This window comes from Corynebacterium phocae, assembly GCF_008693075.1.
GTDB lineage: Bacteria > Actinomycetota > Actinomycetes > Mycobacteriales > Mycobacteriaceae > Corynebacterium > Corynebacterium phocae.
The window spans coordinates 32,694-44,217 of the sequence record NZ_VXKJ01000002.1 but is presented as its reverse complement, the minus strand read 5'-3'; the positions used below and the strand labels follow the sequence as shown (position 1 = coordinate 44,217).

Sequence of the window (11,524 nt, the reverse complement as noted above, 5' to 3'; positions counted from 1 at the left end):
CCCCGCGCAGTCGCACCCGGGCGCCCACACCCAGCCCGGCCGAGCCCCGCAGCCCGGCTACCGCCAACGCGCACCCGGCGGAACCCGCACCACCGCAGCACACCCCGCTGCCGGTGGAACACACGTATGCCCGCAGCCGGGAAACCGGTCTGCGGGCGTTGAGGCGGGGCGGCATCGGCGCGGGTTACTTCCGCACCGCCACCACGTACGGGCCCACCTGCTTGAGGTCCCAGCCCTTTTCAAACACCTTCGGGGAGTAAAAGACCGCGCGGTAACGGACGTTCGGGTAGTTGGGGTAGATGTCTTCTGCCAGGTGAATCTTAAACCCCTCCCCCTTTGAGATATCTTTTTCATCCATCACGTCCAGGGAGCCACGGAAAATAATGGCATCCGGCCCCTTCCACGGCGCGCTCTCCAGGGCATCAAGGAATTCCTCCGGGGTGGAGCTCCAGGATTGCTCAGCCCACGTCTCCATCTGCGCGTTGCGGGTCTTAAACTCACCCAGCGGGTTGGCGTAATGCGCGGTATAAGCATTGAACCCGTGATAAGGGTGGAAAGCCAGGAATTGCTTTTCATCGGTCATAATGACCGTTCCGATGGGGGTCAGACCATGGCTATGAATGAACTCATTTATCTCCGGGTAAAACTTAGAAGAATCTGCCGGGAAACGGTCAGCGCGTTCGCCGTAGCCGTCGGTGTCGGAGTAGGCGTGGTCAATGGCGGACTCGTTTTCGCCCGGGATTCCCTGCGCGAAGTGAACACCCGCAAAGGACAGCACCACGATGAATGCCCAGGTGATAGCGCGGTTTGTGGGAACATCGAAACGCGCGGGGTAAAGCAGGTGCACGCCCATCAGCCGGGCCTCGGCCATGCCCAGGATCCCGGCGGTGCCCAGGATGAGCACCACGATGATTTCCAGACGAAAGCCCAGCAGCGTGGTGCCGGCCAAGGTGGTGACCATGGACGCCACTATCCAGCCGTACACCCCACCAAGGGCCCACGCCAGCGCGCGTACGTCCAGGTCCGCCCAGCGCAGGACCAGGAAGACTAGGCCGATGAAGCAGATGATGCCTACCAGGCTGGGAGCCAGGAAGGGCACGGGGATTTGGGTGCCCTCGGCCGGTAGGTAGTGTTGCGCGGCGGACTCCAGCGGCGCGGTGGCATTGGAGGCGGCGATGAGGTACGGCCCCCACGCAATGGCAGCGATGGCCAGGGAGCCGCAGCCAATTATCACCAGGCGGATGATGGGCAGCCACACGCGCCCGTAGACGGCGGTCACCACGGCCAGCAAGCTAACAATGGTTATGGCCACCACGCCGGTGAATAGGGTGTAGAAAGTCGCGGAGATACCCAGGTACAACAGCACGCCTATGGTTGCCGCCCACGAGCCCCGGAAGGCATGCGAGGCCAGCACAGCCACCGCCGGGACCCCCATGGCAATGACCGCAGAGTAAGGTTCTTCCGCGGCAAACATCAACGTGGCTGCCGTGGTAAACAACGCCAGCGCGGTGGCTATGGGCAGCGATCCAATGAGCCTTTGCCAGATGGGAACCAGGATGGAACCCGCGGTGGCTAAGGAGATGAGCGCCCAGGGCTGGAAGATAGCCCAGCCGGGAATGCCCAGCAAGTTAGCCAGCCGCCCGCCCAGCCAGAACCAGCCCAGCGGGTAGTAAGAAGGAAGCCCCAGGTAGTTCATGTCGGCGTAGCCGCCTTGCTCCGTGGTGCGGGTGAGGAACTGGGTGCGGAATACCTGGTCAATTTGGATGCCGTCTAGCCACAGCCGGGTGGCGGACAGCGGAATGCCAATAGCTGCCACCACCAGCGCGGCCGGGGCCAGGTAGGCCACCAGATAGGTGGCGTACGTCCGCCATTTGGGCCGGCGCACCGGCCGGTTGCGGCTTTCGAGGTATTCATCCATCAGCCACCAGCCCAAGAACACCATGGCTACGATAACGATGCCCACTATTCCCACCGTGGTCAGCGCCCGCGTCACCATGGAGGTACTAAAGGCCGGCAAGGAGGTTTGTTTCAGGATCATCCACGCCAAGAGCGTGGTCACAAAGGCACCTACGCCTGCCCCGAAAATACCTGCGAGTGCGGCGCGTACAGAGATGAGGTCGGCCGCATAAGGCACCGGGCGCACGCTGGGGCGCAGGATTGAACCCCGGCGCGGTTCGTGCGCTAAGGCCGGCGAAACTTCGGTTGCTTCAGTCATGTATTCCAGTGAACCATATCCACAGTGAAATCACGGTTTTAGGCGCCCGTCCCGGAACGGAAAAATTTCCCCGAAAACCGCGCAAACCGCGCCAGGAAGGACCGGCGCGGCTAGCCATAACTGCCTAGAACGGCAGTTTGCGGAAGATTTTCTGCGGAATGAACTTGAACGCCAGGGAGACGTACTCAAACAACGGGTGGACAAAGATGGATTCTTTACCATCAACCACGGCGTCGTAGGTAGCCTTGGCCACGTCTTCGACGTTGACGGTGAGAGGGGCCTCGCCGGCCTCGGCGGACATCTTGGTGCGAACCTGCCCGGGGCGTACAACTAGCACCTTGGCGCCGGAGTCGCGCAGTGCCTCACCGAGGTTGACAAAGAAACCGTCCATTCCGGCCTTGGCGGCGCCGTAGACAAAGTTGGAACGGCGCACGCGCTGGCCGGCCACTGAGGACAGTGCCACAATGGTGCCGTGGCCCTGCTTTTTAAACTTCTGGCCCAGGAGCACGCCCAGGGACACGGGCGCAGTGAAGTTGATTTGGGCGGAGGCAACTGCCTTGGCCTGGTCCTTCCAGAGCTCTTCTTGGTCGCCCAGGGTTCCGAAGGCAACGATAGCTACGTCCACGTCTCCAACGGCGAAGGCTAGGTCAATGACCTCTTTGTGGGCATCGAAATCAGTGGCGTCAAACTCTAGGACCTCAACTACGCCACCGGCAGCTTCCAGCTGTGCCTTGGCGTCTGCAACGCGCGGGGAGTCCTTGCGGGCAGCCAGCGTCACGTGGGCTTCACCACGGGAGAGGAATTCCTTGGCAATCCCCAATCCGATTTCGGAGGTGCCGCCAAGTAGCAAAATATTTTGGGCTTGTCCTACTGCATTAAGCATGGGATAAAAGTTCCTTTCGGTTAGCGCAGCTCGAGGCGGCGGGACATGTCAGAGGCAAAGACGCCAGTGGGGTCAATTTCTTTACGGGTCTTTAGCCAGCCTTCCATCTCTGGGTACATCTGGTGGAAGTTCTCTGCGGAGGTACGTGACTCCTTGGCCAGGTAGAGGCGGCCGCCAAATTCCATGACGCGCTTATCCAGCTCATCGAGGAACGCCCCCAGGCCCGGTTTGATGGGGAAGTCTACGCAGACGTTCCACCCCGGCATGGGGTAGCTCAGCGGTGCGCGGTTGCCTTCACCGAACAGCTTGAACACGTTCAGCGCGGAGTAGTGGCCGGAGCTCTGGATATCGCGGATGATCTGCTTGAAGGGTTCCACGGCGTCCATGGGGACCACGAACTGGTATTGCAGGAAGCCCTTGGAGCCGTAGCCGCGGTTCCACTCCCCGATGAGGTCCAGCGGCTGGTAGAACTGCGTGAGGTTTTGCACCTGATCGCGGTAGGTTCCGGACTTTAGCCACCACAACTCACCGATGGCCATCATGGACAGCTTGTTCATGGTGAATGAGGGGAAGATGTCCGGCACGGTCACTAGCTGCGGGGCGTTGAACTTCAACGGGTCTTTGGCCAGCTTGGGTGCAAGTTCTTCTAGCTGCGCCAGCGTGGCCAGGGAGCCGCGGGAGATGGCGGCGCGTCCCAGCTTGGGCTCTGGTGAAATCGCGTCGAACCACGCGGAGGAGTAGGTGTAGTTCTTCTCTGAGCCATCGGAGTGGAACTCCACGGTTTCATCCAGGTTGGCTGTGAGGTCACCGTCTGCGATGAAGTAGGCGGTTTCAGTCTTGGTCATCTGAATCTTCGCGCGGATGATGATGCCGGTAAGCCCCATGCCGCCCACGGTGGCCCAGAAGATGTCTCCGCTGGGGTCATCCTCGGAGCCTTCTGGCTTGAGGTGCAGGATGCGGCCGTCGGCTACTAGCAGGTCCATGGAGACCACGTGGTCGCCGAAGGATCCGGCGGAGTGGTGGTTCTTGCCGTGAATGTCCGGCCCGATAGCGCCGCCGATGGTCACCTGGCGCGTGCCCGGCAAAACCGGCACCCACAGGCCATAAGGCAGCGCAGCTTTCATCAGCTGGTCCAGGGTGACGCCGCCGTCCACGTCCACAATCGCGGACTCCGGGTCAATGGAGTGAATCTTATTGAACTCTTGCATGTCAATAACCAGGCCGCCGGCGTTTTGCGCCGGGTCACCGTAGGAACGGCCCATGCCGCGGGCAATAACGCCGCGCTTGAGGTGGTCCGGCTTGTCAGCGTTGTCTTCTGCCACGCGGGCCACGGCGGTCTTGATGACATCAAGGTCTGGGGTGGATAGAACCTGCGCGGTAGTAGGCGCGGTGCGCCCCCAGCCGGTCAGGGTTTTTTCACTAATGTGCAATTCCATCTTTTCTCTCTCTGTGTAGACAGATAATTCAGTATCCAAGCGTACTCGCCTGGAAAGTGTTATCGAAGATCCATTAAATCAATGATTTCTTCCGGTAGCTGGTCCTGCGAGGTGATTTCCGGCCCCTGATAACTGTGTAAAATGTCATACACCCGCTGCCGCGACACGGAATCGAGCATGGGGATCTCCTCCGCCATCAACCGCGTCATGAAATCATCGAGCGGCAAATTAGTGTGCCGGGTAGCCTCATAAGAACCGTGGCGCCGGTCCTCTTCCAAGCGTTGGTCCTGGGCCGCCTGCTGTGCCGGGGTCAGGTAAGCGTCATTATTTGATTTCATGCCCTCCAGCCTAGTGCTAAAGCACAGGATGTGTCCGCCACAGCGCGCGCACCACTAAATCACTACCCTGGGGTTTATGACCACCCCAGACGTGATTGATCTTGAGACGGCCAGACTGCGCAGGCAGTCCACCGCCCTATTGCAGATCGCAAACATCCGCGCGGACGGCGAAGTCCACCGGCACGTGGGCGTGAGTAGTGAAATGACCTTCGCTGAACTCCACGGGGTGCTAGCCGTGTGCTTCGGATTCACCGATGAAAACGCCCCGTGGCGGTTCTTCGAGCACCACGGCGCGCGCGGCGCCCGGATTGACCCGCACCGCCGCATCAAGGACTACCTCACCAAGCCGGGCTATACCGTGGACTACACCTGGGGCCTGTGGGATTTCAACATCCAGGTCGCGGACAGCTACCCGCGGGACGCGGACACTCCCCGCGCACTGTGCGTGGGCGGCTCCGGGTCCTTCACGGAAAGCTTTGACATCTCCGCCATCAACGCGCGGCTCACGGGCACCTCCACCATCACCAGCGTGCTCGCGCAGGCGCGCCCGGAAGTCCGCGACGTTGTGCAACGCTCCAAAGTATTTGACTTCATCCCCTTACTCCAGGCCGTTGACTTGGACCGCGCGCCAGCCCCCGCCCCGGACCCTTGCCTGCGGCGCTTACCCCGCGAGGTCACCATGCAGTCCCAGGACATCTTCTGGGCCTATGTCTTGGCGTTGACCTGCATGGGGGAAGAAGAACTGACCAACTCCGTGTTTGAAACCGTGCTGGAGGCCCTGGGCTGGACCAACGAAGACGGATCGGCGTTGAAAAGCCACCAAGCGCTGGAGCTTATCGCTGGCTCCTACCGGGACTTAAGGGGCATCGGCGCGTGTGGCCCGGCGCGCAAGGCACCTGTGGACCGTCTGGAAATCTACCGCGCGCTGTTGCGCAAGTAGTAGGCTTGTACCCCGTGAACAATACGCTTAAAACCCAGCTCACACGTTTCATCGGTGTGGGAGTGCTGGCCGCCGTGATTGACTTTGGCCTCACGCTTGCCCTCACCCACCTGGGCCTGCACAGATCCGGGGCCAAGGCCGTGGGCTGGGTGTTTGGCACCATTGCCGCCTACCTAGCCAACGCGCGGTGGACGTTCAACGCCAAGGTGACCGGCAAGACAGCAGCCGCGGTGGCGTTGTTGTACATCTCCACCTTCGCGGTGCAGAACTTCCTCTACTGGGTCACTAACGCCCCGCTTATCTCCCTAGGTTTTGAGGGAACCGTCAAAGACACCATTTCCTTTGTCATCGCCCAAGGCGTGGCCACCGTCACCAACTTTGCTATCCAGCGCGCCTTTATTTTCAAGACGCCAAAAAATTAGCTGTGTCCTTAATCCGCTCCCGCGCCACCGCCGGCGTGGATATCCGGTGCGTGGAGACGTATTCCGCGTAGCTAGCGCCGGCCAGCTTGACTGGGGCGGCCACCTCGTCGCGCGTGGCGGTTTGGATAAGGCAATGGGGCAAGGTCTCCGGCAGCTGGTAGCCGGCGCGGAGTTTATCCGGCAGCCCTGCCAGCGCCCCGAAGTCCGGGAAGGTCAACACGTAAGACTCTGCCCGCACCAACGCGGCCAGCGCCGCGCCGGAGGAATAGCCCCACACCGTCACCGGCCCCGGCAGGGAATCCACCACTTCTTGCACCACGGCCACCATGTCCGCCACGGTGTGCTCCGGCGCCAGCGGGTAATCCACGTCCACGATGGTGGTGCCAGAAAGTTCCGCCGCCGCCGCCACCTCCGGGCGCCACTGCATCTCCAGCGCTTGGCCGTCCCCGCGCCACCAGCCCCCAGAATGCAGCGACACGGCGTACTTGCCGGTGGGCTCAGACGGCGTGAACACCGCGCCGCGAGGGTGCTCGCTCACCGTGATCCCCGCGGTATAGGCCACGCCCGGCAGAGAGTGGTCCACTGCGGTGCCCAACAGCAGCATGGCGGCCTGCACAATCCGGTCGGGCAGCAACGCGCAATAGCGGTCCGCCTCCGGCGAGCCCCCACCCTTCCACGGCGGCCGGAAATCCGGCAGCGGGTAATAGGCCTCCAAGTAGGAGTAGAGCTGATCTAGCTGCTCATCCTGGGAAAGTTGGCGGTCTTGGCCGCCAATCTCCCAGGTCTGGCCGTCTTCTAGGGGGCGGTGGGGCACGTTATTTTCCATGCCCCACAGTCTAGCGGCCTACCCCCGACATCCGGGGCCGGAGGTCGGTCCGGAGGTCTGTCCAGGGGTCACGGTATCCTGGTCTAAAAATTCCCCCGGATCTCAAAGGATCTACATGAGCTCATTACTGCAACGTTCGGAAAAGCAGAGGGTAGACGCCCTCAACTCCATTGGCATTGAAAACCTAGGAGTCTCCGAGCAGTTCTTCACGCCCGCGCCCGTAGCGGAGCTAATGGCGCGGATGCTGGTCCCGGAAAACCCCCAGTTGGGTTCCATCAAGCTCCTGGATCCCGGCGCGGGCACCGGTATTTTGACGGCCGCTGTTACTGCCCGCCTGGGCAAAGTTGCGCCCGGCGTTCCGGTTCACGTCACTGCCGTTGAGAAAGAGAGTGCTCAACTACCTCAGCTGCGGGTAACACTTGAGGACTGCGCTAGAACCCACGGCAACTTCACTTTCGAAATTAAAAAAGAAGACTTCATAGACCTCGGCATAAGCGCACATGGCATTTTTGCAGAGCCACAGACCAACAGGTTCGACTTATGCATTCAAAATCCCCCATATTCAAAGCTCCCAGCAAGCGACCGGCGTTCACAGGAGTTAAAAAAACTGGGCATTCATGTTCCTAACATCTATGCCGCATTTATGGCACTAGCTCACAAGCTACTAAAGCCCGGCGGGGCAATGATTTCAATCACACCTCGCTCTTGGTACAACGGTCCATACTTCGCCGCATTTAGAAACTTCCTCACCTCAACCGGACAAATCACTGATATCCATACATTCGAATCTCGCCGGAAGGTTTTCGCAGATACCAAAATTTTGCAGGAAACCATCATCACCCGCACAGTCGCAGATCCCACCCCTGTCTCTGAAATCGCTATCTCCACCTCTCACGCTGCCAATGATCCTACTTCTGTAAGAAAAGTGGCATTCTCGTCCGTGTTTAGTGGAAATGTCATATTTGTTCCCACAAGCAACCGCGACGAGCAGGTGTTGCAGTGGCTTTCACGAGCTACCTCCACCATAAGTGATCTTCCTTTCACCGTGTCAACGGGAAAGGTGATCGACTTTCGGAGCCGGGAACAGACCTTCTCCCAACCATCGCCGCGGTCGGTACCTTTAATTTACCCGGCCAATTTCAGTCGCGAAACCATCCATCATCCCCAGGTAAATTTAAAAAAACCGCAATGGTTTGAACCCACACAGGCCGGCGAAGACAAGAAACTTATCCCTCCCGGCAACTATGTTCTAGTAAAAAGATTCAGCTCCAAAGAAGAATTCCGACGAATCACCGCTGCCGTTTGGCAGGCGGACACTTTCACCGCCTTGGATAACAAAGTCAATTTCTTTCACTCTGGGGGCCATGGCATGAATCTAGATACCGCCAAGGGATTGTGCATCTGGCTAAACAGCGACCGAATCGATCATTTTTTCCGACTATTTTCTGGACACACTCAGGTCAACGCCACAGACCTGAGAATGCTCCCCTACCCCTCGGTCGCGCAGCTCCAAGCCATGGCAAGGTCCAACATGGAAGCGGAAGATGCCATCGAACAAGTATTCAAATCACTAGGCGAAAGCTAATTGAAGAAAGTTAAAGTAGTGAAAAAGCTTGATCAGGCCCGAGAAATCCTCACAGCGCTGGGTTTCGACGCCAAAAGAACCAACGCCCTAGCTTGCCGCACGTTGCTAGCTTTAGCCAACGTGAGTGAACAAACCCCTTGGGACCAAGCCACGAATGATCGCATGGGTGTGCGCGCAATAATGGACTTTATGCGCGAAAGGCTCGACTACCCCATCGCGGAGAATTCAAGGGAATCCGTCCGCCGTTTCGTATTAAAGCAGTTCGTAGAGGTTGGTTTTTGCCTATCTAATGACGACGACCCAGCTAGACCGACGAATTCCTCGAAAAATAATTATCGCCTCTCCGACTCTGCACTTCCCGTGCTGCGGCACTTCCTAGATCCTAATTGGGAGGAGTACGTTGCGGCCTATTTAGCCCAGTCTTTGACCCAGATTGAGCTGCAGAAAGCTGCCCGCGAGCTCGAACGATTTGACATCGTATTTCCCAGCGGTTCCAGACAGTCTCTCAAGGCAGGAGGACAAAACCAGCTCATCAAAGAGATGGTGGAAGTATTCTGTCCGCATTTCATCAAGGACGGAGAAGTTCTCTATATAGGTGACGCTGACCAGAAATTAGTCATCTACGAAGAGGAAACCCTCCATTCTCTAGGAATTCACCTAGATCCCCATGGTAAATTTCCCGATTTGGTTGTTCTAGACAGAAATCGAAACTGGCTGTTCCTTATGGAGGCAGCCACCACTCACGGCCCGATTGATCACAGCCGCTACCGCGAACTCCACGACCTATTCAAAGGTTCCTCTGCGGGCCTGGTCCTCATCAGCTGCTTCCCCGATAAAAGAACCCTGCGCAAGTTCTTGCCGGATCTCGCCTGGGAAACGGAGGTGTGGGTGGCCGAAGAACCCACCCACATGATCCACCTGAACGGCAGCCGTTTCCTCGGGCCGTATTAAGCGGCCTACCAGATGGTTACGCGGTCTTCCGGCGCAATGTACATCGGGGAGTCCTCCGGCACATCAAAGGCCTCGTAGAGCTCCGCCACGTTCCCGGCAATGAGGTTGCAGCGCAGCTCCCCCGGCGAGTGCGGATCCACGGCCAAGTATTGCGCGGCCAGCTCCGGGCGGATGGCAGTGCGCCACACGCGCGCCCACGCCAGGAAGAAACGCTGCAGGCCGTTCCACTCTTGCTCCGCTAGTTCCGGCTGGGCCCCCTCAGCGTTAAACGGCGCCAGCTGGCCCAGCGGGTCCAAGCCCTTGTCGGCGCAGTACTTCTTGTACGCCACAACGGCAATGCCCAGCCCGCCCAGGTCACCGATGTTCTCCCCCAGGGTGAACGCGCCGTTGACACCCGGGGAATCTGTACCGGCCAGCACGCTTGGTATCTTGCCCTGGAACTGGCCCACCAGTTTCTTAGTCAGCTCCTCGAACGCAGCACGGTCCGCATCAGTCCACCAGGAATTCAAGTTGCCCGTGCCGTCGTACTGCGAACCCTGGTCATCAAAGCCGTGGCCAATCTCGTGCCCAATGACCGCCCCGATGGCGCCGAAGTTTTCAGCGGCATCGGCCTGCGCGTCATAAAACGGTGGGCGCAAGATGGCCGCCGGGAACGTGATGTCGTTGACCGTGGGGTTGTAAAAAGCATTGACCGTCTGCGGGGTGGCAAACCACTCCGAGCGGTCCGCGGGCTTGCCAAGCTTGGCCACCTCATAGTCATGGCTCCAGGCATGGCCGGCACGCGCATTGTCCACCACGTCATCAGTGAAAGACAAGTCCCCGTAGTCCTTCCACGTGTCCGGGTAGCCAATCTTGGCGGTGAACTTCTCCAGCTTCTCCAAGGCGCGCTTGCGGGTGTCCTCCGTCATCCACTCCAGCGTGGAAATGCGGGAACGGTAGGCGTCCGTAAGGTAATCCACCAACTCCAACATCTCTTCCTTGTGGGAAGCCGGGAAGTGCTGGTCCACGTAGCGCTGGCCAATCTCCTGGCCCACAAAGCCGGCAAAGCCCAGGGCGCGCTTCCAGCGGTCACGCTGCTCCGTGGCGCCCGTGAGCGCGGTGCCGTAGAACTCAAAGTTGGCCTTGGAGATCTCCTCCGTCAGGTGCGCCGCGTGGGCCTGCAGAATGTGCCAGGTGGCCCACAGCTGCCAGTCCGCCAAACGGTCATCGGTGAGAAGGCCATCCAGGTGATCCAAGAAGGAAGGCTGGCTGACAATCACGCGTGCCTCCGGAACGCGCATACCGCGCAGCATCTCCTGGACCTTAGCCGGCAGGTCCCCGAACTCGGTGGGGTTGTTGGTCTTCACCGCGTCACGCGAGGCCACCACATCCCAATGGCCTGCAGCCAGCTCCTTTTCCAACTCCACAATCCGCTGGGCGGCAGCGCCCACCGGCAGGCCAAACAACCGCGCCGGATCCAGATACCCCAACATGCGCTTCACGTGCGCCTGGTACTCCTCCAAAATCTGCGCGTGGCCTTCATCCCGGTAGTAGGCCTCATCCGGCAAACCCAACCCAGACTGCACCAGGTAGGCCACCGCGTCCTCAGAATCCGATGCCTTAGCAACGTAGAGCCCCACCGGCGCGCCCACGCCAGTACGGTCCAGCTCGCCCAGCACGCGCGCGAACTGCGTAGCATCCTCTACCGCTAGCTTGGCAAAGTCTTCCTCCAGCGGAGCCGTGCCCGCCGCGTTAATTTTCTCCACGTCCATGAAGGAGCGGTACAACTTACCCGGCCGGCCGTCATCTTCCTTGACCAGCTCGTGCACCATCTCTTCCGCCTCATCGCGCAGCGCGTAGAACGTTCCGTCCGCGCCGCGATCTTCCGGAATCACGTGAGTTTCCAACCAAGGGCCATTGACAAATTGATATAAGTCTTTCATGCCCTC

Annotated in this window: 10 protein-coding genes; 4 read left to right on the top strand and 6 right to left on the bottom strand. The window is 59.6% G+C overall.

What is annotated here, in order from left to right; translation table 11 throughout:
* Positions 1-184: 184 nt before the first annotated feature.
* From F4V58_RS00190 to F4V58_RS00175, 4 genes are all read right to left on the bottom strand, one after another.
* Positions 185-2,215 carry a galactan 5-O-arabinofuranosyltransferase gene (locus tag F4V58_RS00190; RefSeq protein WP_084559611.1) on the bottom strand — a complete coding sequence of 677 codons (2,031 nt, stop codon included), beginning with the start codon at positions 2,213-2,215 and terminating at the stop codon, positions 185-187.
* Between the two features lie 124 nt (positions 2,216-2,339).
* Positions 2,340-3,098, bottom strand: coding sequence for a decaprenylphospho-beta-D-erythro-pentofuranosid-2-ulose 2-reductase (gene dprE2, locus F4V58_RS00185; RefSeq protein ID WP_075732342.1), 759 nt, complete (start codon positions 3,096-3,098; stop codon positions 2,340-2,342).
* 20 nt (positions 3,099-3,118) lie between these two features.
* Entirely contained in the window at positions 3,119-4,534 is a 1,416-nt protein-coding gene (dprE1, locus tag F4V58_RS00180; RefSeq protein WP_075732340.1) for a decaprenylphosphoryl-beta-D-ribose oxidase, read from the bottom strand.
* A gap of 59 nt (positions 4,535-4,593) precedes the next feature.
* The gene (locus tag F4V58_RS00175) at positions 4,594-4,872 is read right to left on the bottom strand and encodes a hypothetical protein (RefSeq protein ID WP_075732338.1); all 279 of its coding nucleotides are present in this window, start codon (positions 4,870-4,872) and stop codon (positions 4,594-4,596) included.
* A gap of 76 nt (positions 4,873-4,948) precedes the next feature.
* Here F4V58_RS00175 and F4V58_RS00170 point away from each other — a divergent pair, with 76 nt between their 5' ends.
* Complete coding sequence (locus F4V58_RS00170) at positions 4,949-5,812, top strand: IS1096 element passenger TnpR family protein (protein WP_075732336.1); 864 nt, start codon at positions 4,949-4,951, stop codon at positions 5,810-5,812.
* Between the two features lie 14 nt (positions 5,813-5,826).
* Complete coding sequence (locus tag F4V58_RS00165) at positions 5,827-6,234, top strand: GtrA family protein (protein ID WP_075732334.1); 408 nt, start codon at positions 5,827-5,829, stop codon at positions 6,232-6,234.
* Here the strand turns inward: F4V58_RS00165 and F4V58_RS00160 are convergent.
* A complete protein-coding gene (locus tag F4V58_RS00160) occupies positions 6,215-7,060 on the bottom strand; it encodes an alpha/beta hydrolase (RefSeq protein WP_075732332.1) in 846 nt (281 codons plus the stop codon). The genes F4V58_RS00165 and F4V58_RS00160 overlap by 20 nt on opposite strands.
* Positions 7,061-7,175: 115 nt before the next feature.
* Between F4V58_RS00160 and F4V58_RS00155 the strand changes: the two genes are divergently transcribed.
* Positions 7,176-8,645 (top strand): Eco57I restriction-modification methylase domain-containing protein, encoded by a 1,470-nt coding sequence (locus F4V58_RS00155; RefSeq protein WP_075732330.1) that lies wholly within the window; start codon positions 7,176-7,178, stop codon positions 8,643-8,645.
* 18 nt (positions 8,646-8,663) lie between these two features.
* Positions 8,664-9,596, top strand: coding sequence for a BsuBI/PstI family type II restriction endonuclease (locus F4V58_RS00150; protein ID WP_084559795.1), 933 nt, complete (start codon positions 8,664-8,666; stop codon positions 9,594-9,596).
* Between the two features lie 5 nt (positions 9,597-9,601).
* On the opposite strand, the gene F4V58_RS00145 is transcribed toward F4V58_RS00150, so the two are convergent.
* On the bottom strand, positions 9,602-11,518 hold the full coding sequence (locus tag F4V58_RS00145; RefSeq protein ID WP_075732326.1) for a M13 family metallopeptidase: 1,917 nt from the start codon (positions 11,516-11,518) through the stop codon (positions 9,602-9,604).
* Positions 11,519-11,524: the final 6 nt, after the last annotated feature.